A 13,321-nucleotide genomic window follows, 5' to 3' on the forward strand; every position below is an offset into this window, starting at 1 on the left:
CCACGGAGGGCGGCCCCTACCAGAGGTTGGTTCTCGGTGGGTAGGGGCCGCCCTCCGTGGCGGCCCGCGTGAGGCCGAGGATTTCGACCGAGCAACATTCAAACCGTCGCCTCGGGAGGCAGGCAAGCATGTCTGCCCCACCAACTTGACACCCGCGGTCACGGCGCGTCGGGCTTCAGCTTGTTGGCGAACACGGCCTTCAGCTTCTCGACCTTCGGGCCGATGATCGCGCGGCAGTACGGCTGGCGCGGGTTGTCGGCGAAGTAGTTCTGGTGGTACCCCTCGGCCGGGTAGAACGCGGTGAACGGCTCGATCTCGGTCACGAGCGGCCGCGGGAACACCTGCGCCGCGTCGATCTTCTGCTTGTAGAGTTCGGCCACCTGCCCCTGCCGGTCCGAGTGCGTGAAGACCACCGAGCGGTACTGCGGGCCGACGTCGTTGCCCTGCCGGTTCCGCGTCGTCGGGTCGTGCGACCGCCAGAACACCTCCAGCAGCTCCGGGTACGACACCACCGCGGGGTCGAACGTCACCTGGATCACCTCGGCGTGCCCCGTGCGGCCTGAGCACACCTGCTCGTAGGTCGGGTTCTTCTCGCTGCCGCCGCTATACCCGGACACCACCTTCGTGACGCCCTTGAGTTGCTGGAACACGGCCTCGGTACACCAGAAGCACCCGGAGCCGAACGTGGCGAGTTCGGTCCCGCCGGCCGCTGGAGTATTGGAACCGATCTCGGCGGCGTCGAGGACGGGGAAGTTCTCGGGCACGGTGAACTCGCTTCGGAGGGCGACGAACAGGCCGGCGACCGCAACCGCGAGCGCCGCCCAGGCCAGTTTACGCGACATGTGGTGCGGTCCCCAAGCGGGCTTCGAGTGTGCGACACCTGATTATAGACCCACCGCGGGGCCGGCGGTCAACTCGTGCGCCGGGCCGCTCGCCGGCTCCGGGGCAGCCCGCCAAGGCCTTCGGACGAGAGGACAGAGCCCCAGGGGACAGAAGGTGAGGGCCGAAGGGCCTCGTTTCGCGCTTCCGCGCTCTGCCCGTCTGAGGTTCTGGCCGCTGGTCCCTTCGCCCCGCAGGAGCCGACGGACGGGCGAGCGTGCCCCGGCGGTGCCGTGCGTGCGAACGCGCCGCGCCGGTGTCCGAACCCGCCCGCCGCGTACACTGATACTCGTCGCTCACTCACACCCGCCCAGGGCCCGCGGTGATCCGCTTCAACTGTTCGAGCTGCGGCCGGTACTCCGAGGTGCCCCTCGCGCTGGCGCGGCTCCCGCTCCTGTGCAAGGGGTGCGGGCAACCGCTCGTCGTACCCGAGGCCAGCACGGTGGAGCCCGAACCGCCGCCCCGACCCGCCGAGCGCCCGGCCGTTCCGAAGCTCACGAAGCCGGTTCCCGTCCCGCCGCCCGAACCCGAACCCGAGTCCGAACTCGCCGACGAGTCGCCGAAGCCCGCACCCAAGCCGCCGGTGCGCCGCAAGCCGGCTCCGGTGCCAGAGCCCGCCCCGGAAAAGCCCCGGCGGCCGCGCGCCAACCCGCTGCCGGTGATCGCCGACGGGTGCGTCGCGCTCCTGTTGCTTCTGCTCGGGGCGTACCTGGGCGAACTGCTGGCCCGCAAGCCGACGGCCCAGGTGTGGCGAGACGCCGGCTCCGCGGTGACGTTCCCGCCCGAGGATCTCATCCTCTGGCTCGGCCCGCCGTCGGTCCTCGTGCTCGTGTACTTGCTGCTCGCGTCGAAGGGCCGCGGCGTCGGCGGCTGGCTGAAGCGCCGAATGGGGGGCGGCGAGTCGGGGTAACTTCACTTCTTCCAGGCGGCCTGAGCGGCGACGGACGGGCGCTTGGCCGCGCCGGTGATGGGCGGGAGGTCCGGGGCGGTTGGAAGCGTCGCGGGGCGGGCACGGATCACCAGCACCCGCTGCCGCGGGCGGCCCCCGGCGTCGGCGCTGAACAGGACCGAGCCGAGCGTGTCGGCCGCGGCCGCGTCCCAGCCCACGATCAGGTAGTCGTCCGGGCCGAGAGTCGTCTCGACGCCGAGTGCCGCGTACTTCTCGCTCGGCACCTCGTTGTGCTGGGCAAACTTCGTCCCGTCCTCGTTCGGGCGGAGCCACTGCTGGCGGTCGCCGTGCTGCACCTGCGGCTCGCACCACACCCGCACCCGGCCGTCCGACGCCTGCTGCGGCCGCACCAGCACCCCGCACCTGGCCTGTGTCAGTTCGACTGTGGTCGCCTTGCCGCCCAGGTCGGTCCGCACCTCGTATTTGCACGCCCCCGCTGTCGCGGTCGGGAGCACCGTGTCCTTGCGCATCTGGAACGTCGTGAGCTGCGGGCTGACGGTGTCGGTCTCGGAGCCGAGCAGCGTCTGGAGCCTCTGCGGGCCGGTGCCACTGATGACGCCGACCCGCAGCCCGTTCTCGTCGAGCAGCGCGCGGGTCTCCGGCGAGCCGACGGGGGTCGCTTCGGTCCAGAGGTCGCGGTCGATGAACGTGTCGCCCAGGGGTTGCTCGATCAGCACCGACTCGACGACGAGCCCGTCGATCTGCCGCGGCGGGGTGAGCGACTTCACGATGGTGGGGACGCTCGGCCGGCGGTGGACGCACCCCACCACCGACCCGCACGCCAGCACCAGGAGCAGCCCCGCTACCCGCATCCGCACGCCCCTCGGCCCGTGGTCGCACTTTGGGGCGACGCATAACTGCGGCCCCGCGGGCCGTCAAGCCGAGGTCGCGCCGGGGCGCGGCACCGGGGTTGACCCCCACTTCGCGCTCTGGCATAGTCTCGGACCCGATACACCCACGGACGGGTCCGGCCATGCCCCTGACGCTACTCGCCGACGCCCTGCCGCCCGCCGAGGCCGCCGCGCTCCAGTCGGCCCCGCAGTACTTCCAGTGGCTGCACTCGTGGCTGCCGGCCCCGTTCTTCCACACGCAGGCGTTCCTGGTCTTCTTCGCCGCGGTGTTCGCCCTGTACTGGGCGCTCCCGCGGCGGTGGCCGATGCTCCGCATCTACCTTCTCGTGGTCGCGAGCTTCCACTTCTACGCCGCGTGGAGCTACGACCTCGCGTTCCTCGTCACCGGCACCACGCTCGCCGACTACCTGTTCGGCCGGGCGATGGCCGCGACCAAGCGGGACCGGTGGCGGTTCGCGGTCATGATCGCCAGCGTCACAATGAACCTCGGCGTCCTGTGCTACTTCAAGTACCGCGGGTTCTTCCTCAACGAACTGTTCGACGGGCTCACCCGCCTGGGGTACGACCCCGGCTACCAGAAGCTCAACCCGCTGGCGCTGTTCATCCCGTTCGGCATCAGCTTCTACACGTTCGAGGCGATCAGCTACGCGGTGGACGTGTACCGGCGGAAGATCCCGGCCGAGACGAGCCTGCCGCGGTTCCTGCTGTTCATCCTGTTCTTCCCGCACCTGGTCGCCGGGCCGATCGTGCGGGCCGGCGACTTCCTCCGCCAGACCCGGCGGCCCAAGCGGTGGAACTGGGTGCGGGCGCAGGTGGGCGTGCAACTGTTCCTGATGGGCGTGTTCAAGAAGCTCGCGATCGCCGACCGGATGGCGCTGTTCTGCGACCCGGTGATCGCCGACCCGGACAAGTACGGCACCGGCACGTGCTGGCTCGCGGTGCTGGCCTACGCGGTCCGCATCTACTGCGACTTCTCGGGCTACTCGGACATGGCGCTGGGGCTGGCCCACCTGCTGGGCTACAAGCTGACGAACAACTTCGCGATGCCGTACCTCTCGGCGAACGTGACCGAGTTCTGGCGGCGGTGGCACATCTCGCTCTCGACGTGGCTCCGGGACTACGTGTTCATTCCGCTCGGCGGGAGCCGCGGCGGGCGGTGGGCGACGCACCGGAACCTGATGCTCACGATGGTGCTCGGCGGGCTGTGGCACGGGGCCGCGTGGGGCTACGTCCTGTGGGGCGTCGCGCACGGGCTGCTGCTCGTGCTGCACAAGCAGTTCAAGGACTGGTGCGAGCCGCGGCCGCGGGTGTCGGCGGTGCTGGAGTCGTACCCGGGCACGGCGCTCCGCGTGTTCGTGACGTTCCTCGCCGTGAGCCTGTGCTGGGTGCTGTTCCAGCCGGACCTGTCGAAGGCGCTGGACCTGTACCGGCACCTGTTCTCGCTGCACCGCGGGCTGCCGCTGCCGCTGCCGAACAAGAGCCTGTGGGTGCTGGCCGGGTTCGTGCTGGCGTGCCACCTGCTGGTGCGGTCCGGCGCGTGGGACCGGATCCACGCCCGGCTCCCGGCTCCGGTCCTGGGCACCGGGTACGCGGTGTGCCTGTGCGCCGCGATGGTCCTGGCCCCGGACACGGGCACCACGTTCATCTACTTCCAGTTCTGACCCGACGCGGGGCGACCGCCTGTGAGAGTGCGAACGCGAGCCCTCGTGCCGTGGCCCCGGCCCGCGACCGCCTCAGTGCGGTCCCGGCCGGCGACGGCGCGCTCGCGTTCGCGGCGCGCACTCGCCACGGGTTTCCTGGCGCTGCTCGCCGCGACCGCCGGCCTCTCGGCGCTCGGCGAGGCGTCGTACCTCGTCCGCGACCCGGCCTACGGCGACCTCGAAGCGCGACTCGCCGTGGTCGAGCGGACCGACCCATCGCCCGCGGTGTTCCTCGGCACGTCGCGGGTGAACTCGGGGTTCGACGCCGGCCGCGCCGGCGCCTTCAACTTCGGCGTGCCGGGCACGGGACCGGTCACGCACAACGTCTACCTGCGCCGCCTGATCGCTGCGGGCCACCGACCACGTTTGCTGCTCGTCGAGGTGCTGCCGGCGCTGGCGGCCGATCTCGGGGGCGAGCCGCTCGAAGCCCGCATGATCGACGGCTCGCGGTTCACGCGCGACGAACTGGACCGCCTCGCGGGGTACGGCGTCCCGCGCGACCGGCTCCATTCGCAGTGGCGCGGCACACGGACGAACCCGTGGCTCGGGCTCCGGTTCCAGCTCCTCGGCCGCGTGGCCCCGTGGGCAGTGCCGCCCCACCGCCGGTACGACGAAGGCCGCACCGGCGACGCCCGCGGCTGGCACCGCATCCCCGAGGAGGTGCTGACGCCCGCACTCGTCGCCGCGAGCCGCGCCCGCGCCCGCAGCGACTACGCCGACGTGCTGCGCACTCTTACGCCCGGCGGCCCCGCGGAGCGCGCCCTCCGCGACACGGTGCGCCTGGCACACGAGCACGGAATCCCAGTCCGGCTCGTCGTGATGCCCGAGGCCGCGTGGTTCCGCGACCTGGTGCCCGCCGAAGTCGGGGCGCGGTTCGACCGCTGGCTCGCGCGGCTCGCGGGCGAGGAAGGGTGCCCGGTGACCGACGCCCGCCGGTGGGTGCCCGACACCGGCTTCGCCGACGGGCACCACTTGCTCCCCGGCGGGGCCGCGACGTTCACCGACCGCCTCACCGCCGAGGTGCTCGCTCCCGAGGTGACACCGTGACACGCACCGTTCGCCTCCGCCTCGCGTGGCTCGCACGGCTCAAGCTGCCGCGCGCCTCCGTCGAACGCGCGGCTCCTGTTCGGCGCCACAAGGCGCGGCCGACGCTGCTCTGGTTCGGCGTCGCAGCCCTCGCGCTCAACGCACTCGTTGGCGCGGTGTCGTCCGATGCCCGGGTGCGCGACCCCGAGTACGGCCGCCGCACGAGCCAACTCCGCGCGCGGCTCGCCGAGAATCCCGGCCGGCCGCTCGTGCTGGTCGTCGGCAGCTCACGGACCGCGATGGGCCTGCGCCCCGCCGAGTGGGAGGCCACGCGGCCCGCCGACCCGACCCGGCCGGACCCGCTGCTGTTCAACGCGGCCCTCCTCGGCAGCGGCCCGATCATGGAGCAGATGGTCCTGCGCCGCGCGTACGCCGACGGGTTCCGGCCCGCGGTCGTGCTCATCGAGTACTGGCCGCCGTTCCTGCACAACGACGGCGGGTGGGTCGAGACGCACCGCATCGCCCGCGACCGCCTCATGGACGTGGACCGGCCGCTCGTCCGCGACTACTTCCCGGACGCGGCCCGGATCGAGCGGGAGATGGACTGGAAGAACCGGGTGCCCGCGTTCGGCCACCGCGAGCGGCTGCTGGTCCAGGTGGCGCACCGGTGGGTGCCGCCAGAGAAGCGCAGCGACTGGACGTGGGACGACCTCGACGGGTGGGGGTGGAAGCCGGCCCCCGAGTTCGAGCCGGGGCTGACGCCGGCGCGGGCCGCGTGCCACGCCCGGTGCGCCGACATCTACAACCCGCTGTTCGCGGCGTACCGCGTCGCGCCGGCAGCCGACCGCGCGTTCCGCGAGACGGTCGCGCTCGCCCGGGCGCACGGCGCGGCCGTCGGGTTCGTGTACCTCCCCGAGTCGACCGAGTTCCGGAAGCTGTACCCCGAGCGTGTCGAGCGGCTCGCCCGCGAGCACCTCGCCGGCCTGAGCCGCGACCTCGGGGTGCCGGTGCTGAACACCCGCGACTGGATCGACGACGCGCTCATCATGGACGGCTTCCACCTGACGCGGCCCGGCGCGGCCGAGTACACCCGGAAGCTCGGCCCGGCCGTCGCACAGATGTTCCCCGCGACCGGGGGGCAGCCGTGAACACCCGCCTCCGTTTCGCAATCCCCCTCGCGCGATTCGCGGCCCCAACTCCGCGGGCGGGCGACCGCCGCCGGTCCGCACGGGCCTCGCTGATGTGGGGCGCGGTCGCGTTCGTCGCGGCGGCGGCCGGCCTGGCGCTCGCGCTGGAGACGGTCAAGCCCGAGTGGCGCGACCCGGAGTTCGGGCACCGGATCGGCCGCCTGGCCCGCTCACACGAACCGGTGGTGCTGGTCGTCGGGTCGTCGCGGACGCAGAACGCGATCGCCCCCGCGGCGATGGGCGGCACGCGGGCGTTCAACTTCGGGCAGTCGGCCTCGACGCCCCTCAAGCAACTACTGGCGCTCCGCCGCGCGTTCGACGCCGGGGCGACGCCGGCGGCGGTGGTCGTGGAACTGTTCCCGCCGGTCATGGCCGTGGACGGTCCGGCCGACGGCGAGTTCCGCGACCGGGTCGCGCGGCTCTCCGCGGGCGACTTCCGCCGCCTCGATCCGTACCTCGCCGCGCCCGCCGCGCTGCGGGGCGACTGGCTCCGGGCACGGGCGAACCCGTGGTTCGCGCAGCGGCAGGTGCTGATGAGTCACTGGGTGCCGAACTGGCAGCCGTGGGACCGGCGGATCGACTTTCAGTGGGACACGCTCGACCCGCACGGGTTCCAGCCGATCGCGGGCGTTACCCCCGAGTACCGCGAGCGGGCCACGGCGCACGCCCGCCGGGAGTACCGGGACGCCTTCATCGGGTTCCACCCGGGCGAAGTGTCGCACCGGGCGGTGCGCGACCTGGTGGCCGCGTGCCGCGAGCGGTCGGTCCCCGTGGCGTTCTTCGTGCCGCCCGTCTCGCCGGCGTTCCGGGCGGCGTTCGCGCCGGGCGTGCTGGACGCGGCCGAGGGGCACCTGCGCGGCCTGGCCGGGGAACTGAACGTCCCGGTCTTTTCGGCACCGCTCGACGCGCGCGAGGACGAGTTCATGGACGGCCACCACATGCTCCGGCACGGGGCCGAGCGGTACAGCCGGTGGCTCGCCGACACGCACCTGACGCCGTGGCTCCGTTCGCTCGGGCTACTCGACCGCTGACGCCCGCCGCGCCCACCGGAGCTTCGCCGACCGCGACCGCGGGTTCTCCTTCCGCTCCTCGAACGTCGGCCGCACCGCGTCGGCGCTCACCGCCCCGTACACGCCGGCGCGGAGCCCGTCCCGGAACGCCACCTTCACGAGCCGGTCCTCGCCGCTGTGGAAGCTGATGATCGCGGCCGCCGCACCGGGCTTCAAAATGGTCGGGAGCACGCGGAGCAGGTGCGCGAGGCTCCCGAGCTCGCGGTTCACGAGGATGCGGAGCGCCTGGAACACGCGGGTGCTCGGCCCCAAGAGCTGCTTCCGCTCCGGCGGCGCGCCCGGCGTGCGACTCACCTGCACGGGGGCCGCCCGCTCGATCAACTCGCGCAGCTCCTTCGTGCGCTCGACGGGCGCGGTCGCCCGCTGCTGAACGATCGCGGACGCGATCGCGTCGGCCCGCGGCTCGTCGCCGAGGTCGCGGAAGCACGCCGCGAGTTCCTCCTCGGGGAGCGTCGCGAGGAGCTGCGCCGCGGTGCGGCCGCGGGTCGGGTCCATCCGCATGTCGAGCGGGCCGTCCCGCATGAACGAGAACCCGCGGCGGCGGTCGTCGACCTGCATGCTCGACATGCCCAGATCGGCGAGGAGCCCGTCGACCTGCGTGACCCCTTCGGCCGCGAGGACGCCGGTGAGCCCCGCGAAGTTCGTGTGGTGCAGCGCGAACAGGCCGCCGGCCGCTTCGAGCCTGGCGCGGGCGGGCTCGATGTTGGCCGGGTCGAGGTCGGTGGCGACGAGGAGCCCGTCGGGCGCGACGCGCGCGAGGAGTTCGAGGGCGTGGCCGGCGAACCCGAGGGTGCAATCGACGACCGTCTGGCCGGGCCGCGGGTCCAGCGCCGCGAGGACCTCGGCGAGCAGCACGGGCTTGTGCTCGCCCGCCGCGGTCGACCGCCGCACGCGCTTCCGCCAGAACGGCCGCCGCTTCTTCTTGGGTGCCTCGTCGCTCATCGGGTCATTCTACGGCAACAGGTCGCCAACGAGGACGGATGCATGCGGTGCGGCGAGCGGCGAGACGCGGTCGGAGGTGGTGAACTTCTTCTGGTCGCGGTCCGCCGTCGCGCCGAGACCGGCGGGCAGCGGGGCCGGATCGCGCAGGACGTACAGTTCGCGGTTCACGACGTCGAGCACCCAGTAGTCGGCGACGCCGGCCGTGGCGTACCGCTCGGCCTTCTCGGTGAGGTCGATCTGGAGCGACGTATCCGCGACCTCGATTACCATCACTGCCGTTGACGGGTGCTCGTCCGAGAAGTCCCGGGGCTCGCCGCGAACGACACCGACATCGGGAACGGGGTCGTTGTACTCGTCCACGGTCAACGGCATTTGTTGGCGGATCAACCAGCTCTTGGAAAACAGTGGGCGCAGGGCATCGGTAACGAGTCCGAGGGTGCAAGCGTAGGTCGGGCTCATCGGCCCTTTCTCCCACATGACGCCATCGAGAAGGAAGGGGCGGCGGCCCTCGAACCACCCCATGCCGCAGACCGCGTTGAACTGCTCCGCGGTCCAGCGCACGAGAAGCGGCCGTGGGGTGATGTAGGTTGGCACAGCGTGTCCTCCTGCCCCAAAGTTACCCCGATCGCGGGGCCGGCACCAGTCGCGTTGTGGCTCCGCGGCCGGGCGATCATAAACTGACCGGAGCACCTTTACCGGAGTTGGAAATGAGCAGTCCCCCGATGGACGACCGCGACGGCGTGATCTGGTACAACGGCAAGCTCCTGCCGTGGCGCGAGGCCAAGTTCCACGTCCTCTCGCACAGCCTGCACTACGGCAACGGCGTGTTCGAGGGGCTGCGGATCTACAACGGCAAGGCGTTCAAGCTCACCGAGCACTCGGCCCGGCTCCACAAGTCGGCCAACATGCTCGCCTACGAGCTGCCGTACTCGGTCGCCGAACTCGACGCCGCCACGAAACTCGTCATCGCCGAGAACAAGCTCGACTCGGGGTACGTCCGGCCGATCGCGTGGCGCGGCGCCGAGGTCATCGGGGTGTCGGCGATCGGCACGAAGGTCCACGTCGCGATCGCGGCGTTCCCGTGGGGCGCGTACTACGAGCAGAAGGCCATCAAGCTCGTCACCAGCCGGTGGAAGCGGCCGAGCCCCGAGTCGAGCCCGGCCGGGAGCAAGGCCGCCGGGCTCTACATCATCTGCACGCTCGCGAAGGACGAGGCGCTCGCGGCCGGCGCGCAGGACGCGCTGATGCACGACTACAAGGGCCGGCTGTCCGAGGCGACCGGCGCGAACCTGTTCCTGCTCATCAACGGCGAACTGCACACGCCGACCACCGAGACGATCCTCAACGGCATCACCCGGCAGACGGTGATGGACCTCGCCCGCAGGGCCGGGATCACGGTCGTCGAGCGCGAGATCTGGCCCGACGAACTCGCGAAGGCGACCGAGGTGTTCCTGACCGGCACCGCGGTCGAGGTGCAGCCGGTGGGCTCCATCGACGGCCGCGAGTACCCGGTCGGCCCGGTCACCAAGAAGCTCCAGGCCGAGTACGCCGCGCTCGTTCGCTCCTGACTAAATTGAAGGGGTGAAGGGCGAGCGGGAGACACCGCACCCCTTCACCCCTTCACCCTCTCACCCCTTCACCCGTAATGAAGTCCGCCGTCACCGTGTCGCTCGTGCCCGAGGCCCGCGGGGGGCCGTTCGTGTTCTGGGACGACCTCGCCGCCGCGTGCCGCAGCGCGAAGGCGCTCGGGTTCGACGCCATCGAACTGTTCCCGCCCGGCCCGGACGCGGTGGACCCGGGCGACCTCCGGGCGCTCCTCGATGACAACGGGCTGTCACTCGCCGCGGTCGGCACCGGGGCCGGGTGGGTGAAGCACAAGCTCAGCCTCACGGCGGCCGACCAGGCCACCCGCGACAGGGCGCTCGACTTCGTCAAGAAGGTGATCGAGTTCGCGGGGCCGTTCGGCGCGCCGGTCATCATCGGGTCGATGCAGGGCCGGGCCGGCGACGACGTGCCCAAGCCGGTCGCGCTGCGCTACCTCGGCAACGCGCTGTTCAAGCTCGACGAGCACGCCGGCGACTACGACACCCGCGTGCTGTACGAGCCGCTCAACCGGTACGAGACGAACCTCGTCAACACGCAGGCCGACGGCGCGGCGCTCCTCGCCGGCCTCGGGGTCCAGCGCGTCGCGCTGCTGTGCGACCTGTACCACATGAACATCGAAGAGGTGAACCTGGCGGACGCCCTGCGGGCCGCGGGGAAGTACGTCGGCCACGTCCACTTCGCAGACTCGAACCGCCGCGCCGCGGGGATGGGCCACACCGACTTCGCGCCCGTGGTGCAGGCGCTCCGCGACATCGGCTACTCGGGGTACTTGTCGGCCGAGGTGCTGCCGCTGCCCGACCCCGAGGCCGCGGCGAAGCAGACGATGGTGGCGTTCCGAGAGGCGATGGCACGCGGATGAGGCGGATCAAAGCCAGGATGAAGAGGATCAGCCGAGATCGCAGTTCACAACTGCCTTCTGGCTGATCGGTTTTCATTCCCGTGTCTCATCCGCGCCATCCGCGTCCCATCGCTTCGCTTGGTGTCTCACTTCACGATCTCGACCTTCGCCTCGGCGGTCACGGGCGTGTCCCTCGTCTCGACCGTGGCGCGGACCACGAGCGGCGCGTTGAACGGCCCGCAGTCCTTCGCGAACGTCAGCACCAACTCGCCCGTGTCGCGGCCCGCGGGGATCACCAGCGGGGCGGCCGTCACGCCCTTCCAGTGCGCCGGCAGTACCGCTTCCACCTTCGCGGGGCCGGCCAGGTTCTTGTCGCGGGCGACCGTGACCGGCAGCCGCACCTCGGTGCCCGGCTCGGCCCGCAGGCTCGTGCGGTCGAGGCTCATGTCGAGCCGCCCCGGCGACACGACCACGATCATCTGCTGGTTCTGCTCCGTCGAGCTGAAGCTGACCGTGTGCTCGCGGCCGTCCACGGGGTCCTTGACCCTCGCGGTCGCCATCACGCACGCGCGGCAGGTGCGGCCGAGTTCCATCCACGGCGGCAGGTACGCGGGGTACTCGAAGGCCGTCTCGCCGGGCTTGAGCACGAGCACCGGCCCCGACACGCCCTGGAGGTGCCGGGCCTGCTTGTCGGCGAGTTGCACCTCGATCGGGCCGTCGAACCCGCCGCGGTCGAGCTTGTACTTCCGCTTGTACACCTCCCCGCGGGCGGCCGACGTCATCACGTACTCGTCCACGAGTTTGAACGGGGTCGGCAGCGCGACCGCGAGCCGCACGTCGCCCGTCTCGGGAACGAACCGCGTCCCCGACACAACGGTGCCGCCCGCGACCCGGGCGGTGACGCCCGCGACGCCGGTGCCCTCGATCTTCAGAGCGCTGGTTGCGATGTGCGCGTCCGCGGCGGCCGTGAGCGTGAGTTCCGCGGCGGGTTGGTTGCGGGGGATCACGACCGGCGGCGCGGTCACGCCCTTCGGCAGGCCAACGGCCCGCACGACGATCGGACCGGCGAAGCCGCCGCTGCGCTCGGCGGTGACCTTCACCTTGACGGTGCCGGAGCGCGCGACGGTGACGGCGGCGGCCGGGAGCGTGAGGCGGAAGCCGGGTTCGCCCGCGGGCGCGGTGGCGTCGGTGACCGCAAGGCGGTACGCGAAGTTCGGACCGCCGCGGCCGCGGTACTTCTCGCTCACCCGCACGGTGAACACGCCGTCGACCGAAGGGCTGAACGCGAGCGGATTCGGGTCGGCCGTCTCGCTTGCTTCGGCCTTCGCGACCTCCTTGCCCGTCGGGTCGGTGACCGTCACGACCCCGCACAGCGGCGACTCGGCCCGGCGGGCAACCAGGTCGAGCGCGTACCGGCCGCCCTTTTTGAGATCGAGCTTCCACTCGTTCGCGGTGCCGGGCTTCTCGATGCGGCCGTTGAGCGCCACCGGCGCGCTCAGCGCGTCCTTCGCGTCGGTCGCGTCCTTCAGGCCGTCCGGCTTCACCCGCAGCGGGAAGTGGAACTGCGGCACGTCAGCGGTGGTGACGGTGAGGCGGTACACGTAGGCCGGGCCGCCGAGGGTGCGGGCGTCGGTGATTCGCACCCGGTACTTGCCAGCGACCTTCGGCGTGAACCGCACGCTCGCGTCGGTGCCGACGCACGGGTGCGGCATCTGCTCGGCGACGACGTTGCCCTTCGCGTCGAGGACGTCGAGTTGCGGGACGAGCGGCGAGTTGAGTGCCTGTGCGTGAACGAACGCGGTAACGGTCTTGCCGGGTTCGCCGTCGAACTCCCACAGGTCGATGTCTTCGTGCGGGAACACGCGACCGTTGGCGGTGACCGGCAGCGCGAGCGCCTTCGGGATCGGCTCGCCCTCGACCTCTTGCTCGACGACCTCGGGCAAGTCGCCGACGACGAACACCAGGCCGCCGGCCCCGCCCTGCGACGTGAACACGCGGCCGCGGACCGGGCCGACCTTCGCGTCGGCCGCGAGCGCGACCGAGCCGCGCATGTCGGCCGGGTAGTCCTCCTGGCGCTGCGAGTCGGGGAGCGGGAGCACCGGCCCCTCGAACCACAGCCGCTTGTCGCGCACGAGTTCCGGCGACGCCTTCACGCCGGGCGCGGCGAGGTCGAACGCGCACCTGTCGTGCAGGAACAACCCGCCGATCCGCACGGGCACCGTGGTGCCGCGCTGCCCGCCGGCCGGGAACACGTAGCTCGCCGTGGGCGGGTTG

12 protein-coding genes are annotated in these 13,321 nt (G+C 71.8%); 7 read left to right on the plus strand and 5 right to left on the minus strand.

What is annotated here, in order from left to right; all coding sequences use genetic code 11:
* Positions 1-158 precede the first annotated feature (158 nt).
* Entirely contained in the window at positions 159-842 is a 684-nt protein-coding gene (msrA, locus tag ACTIGN_RS23685) for a peptide-methionine (S)-S-oxide reductase MsrA (protein WP_439628473.1), read from the minus strand.
* 359 nt (positions 843-1,201) lie between these two features.
* Between msrA and ACTIGN_RS23690 the strand changes: the two genes are divergently transcribed.
* Complete coding sequence (locus ACTIGN_RS23690) at positions 1,202-1,789, plus strand: hypothetical protein (protein WP_439628475.1); 588 nt, start codon at positions 1,202-1,204, stop codon at positions 1,787-1,789.
* A gap of 2 nt (positions 1,790-1,791) precedes the next feature.
* On the opposite strand, the gene ACTIGN_RS23695 is transcribed toward ACTIGN_RS23690, so the two are convergent.
* Complete coding sequence (locus ACTIGN_RS23695) at positions 1,792-2,640, minus strand: hypothetical protein (protein ID WP_439628477.1); 849 nt, start codon at positions 2,638-2,640, stop codon at positions 1,792-1,794.
* Positions 2,641-2,801: 161 nt separating this feature from the next.
* On the opposite strand from ACTIGN_RS23695, the gene ACTIGN_RS23700 reads away from it, so the two are divergent.
* The 4 genes from ACTIGN_RS23700 (at position 2,802) to ACTIGN_RS23715 (ending at position 7,623) form a co-directional block, all read left to right on the plus strand.
* Complete coding sequence (locus ACTIGN_RS23700; protein ID WP_439628479.1) at positions 2,802-4,340, plus strand: MBOAT family O-acyltransferase; 1,539 nt, start codon at positions 2,802-2,804, stop codon at positions 4,338-4,340.
* A gap of 75 nt (positions 4,341-4,415) precedes the next feature.
* A complete protein-coding gene (locus ACTIGN_RS23705; protein ID WP_439628481.1) occupies positions 4,416-5,426 on the plus strand; it encodes a hypothetical protein in 1,011 nt (336 codons plus the stop codon).
* Complete coding sequence (locus tag ACTIGN_RS23710; RefSeq protein WP_439628483.1) at positions 5,423-6,553, plus strand: hypothetical protein; 1,131 nt, start codon at positions 5,423-5,425, stop codon at positions 6,551-6,553. The genes ACTIGN_RS23705 and ACTIGN_RS23710 overlap by 4 nt, the downstream gene beginning before the upstream one ends.
* Positions 6,550-7,623 (plus strand): hypothetical protein, encoded by a 1,074-nt coding sequence (locus ACTIGN_RS23715; protein WP_439628485.1) that lies wholly within the window; start codon positions 6,550-6,552, stop codon positions 7,621-7,623. Before ACTIGN_RS23710 ends, ACTIGN_RS23715 begins: the two co-directional genes overlap by 4 nt.
* Here ACTIGN_RS23715 and rsmH read toward each other — a convergent pair.
* The gene (gene rsmH / locus ACTIGN_RS23720; RefSeq protein WP_439628487.1) at positions 7,609-8,604 is read right to left on the minus strand and encodes a 16S rRNA (cytosine(1402)-N(4))-methyltransferase RsmH; all 996 of its coding nucleotides are present in this window, start codon (positions 8,602-8,604) and stop codon (positions 7,609-7,611) included. The genes ACTIGN_RS23715 and rsmH overlap by 15 nt on opposite strands.
* A 9-nt stretch (positions 8,605-8,613) precedes the next feature.
* Positions 8,614-9,198 (minus strand): Uma2 family endonuclease, encoded by a 585-nt coding sequence (locus ACTIGN_RS23725; RefSeq protein WP_439628489.1) that lies wholly within the window; start codon positions 9,196-9,198, stop codon positions 8,614-8,616.
* A 113-nt stretch (positions 9,199-9,311) separates the two neighbouring features.
* On the opposite strand from ACTIGN_RS23725, the gene ACTIGN_RS23730 reads away from it, so the two are divergent.
* Together ACTIGN_RS23730 and ACTIGN_RS23735 are read left to right on the plus strand one after the other, a co-directional pair.
* Positions 9,312-10,172 carry a branched-chain amino acid aminotransferase gene (locus tag ACTIGN_RS23730; protein ID WP_439628491.1) on the plus strand — a complete coding sequence of 287 codons (861 nt, stop codon included), beginning with the start codon at positions 9,312-9,314 and terminating at the stop codon, positions 10,170-10,172.
* Between the two features lie 77 nt (positions 10,173-10,249).
* Positions 10,250-11,068, plus strand: coding sequence for a TIM barrel protein (locus ACTIGN_RS23735; RefSeq protein WP_439628493.1), 819 nt, complete (start codon positions 10,250-10,252; stop codon positions 11,066-11,068).
* A 125-nt stretch (positions 11,069-11,193) separates the two neighbouring features.
* On the opposite strand, the gene ACTIGN_RS23740 is transcribed toward ACTIGN_RS23735, so the two are convergent.
* Positions 11,194-13,299, minus strand: coding sequence for a hypothetical protein (locus tag ACTIGN_RS23740; RefSeq protein WP_439628495.1), 2,106 nt, complete (start codon positions 13,297-13,299; stop codon positions 11,194-11,196).
* Positions 13,300-13,321 lie beyond the last annotated feature (22 nt).

Origin of the sequence: Gemmata sp., from assembly GCF_051859125.1 — a bacterium.
Taxonomy (GTDB): Bacteria; Planctomycetota; Planctomycetia; order Gemmatales; family Gemmataceae; genus Gemmata.

What these genes read in the sequence shown, in the direction of transcription:
- msrA (WP_439628473.1), bottom strand. Translation starts at nt 842, where the DNA reads ATGTCGCGTAAACTGGCCTGGGCGGCGCTCGCGGTTGCGGTCGCCGGC.
- ACTIGN_RS23695 (WP_439628477.1), bottom strand. Translation starts at nt 2,640, where the DNA reads ATGCGGGTAGCGGGGCTGCTCCTGGTGCTGGCGTGCGGGTCGGTGGTG.
- ACTIGN_RS23700 (WP_439628479.1), top strand. Translation starts at nt 2,802, where the DNA reads ATGCCCCTGACGCTACTCGCCGACGCCCTGCCGCCCGCCGAGGCCGCC.
- rsmH (WP_439628487.1), bottom strand. Translation starts at nt 8,604, where the DNA reads ATGAGCGACGAGGCACCCAAGAAGAAGCGGCGGCCGTTCTGGCGGAAG.
- ACTIGN_RS23730 (WP_439628491.1), top strand. Translation starts at nt 9,312, where the DNA reads ATGAGCAGTCCCCCGATGGACGACCGCGACGGCGTGATCTGGTACAAC.
- ACTIGN_RS23735 (WP_439628493.1), top strand. Translation starts at nt 10,250, where the DNA reads ATGAAGTCCGCCGTCACCGTGTCGCTCGTGCCCGAGGCCCGCGGGGGG.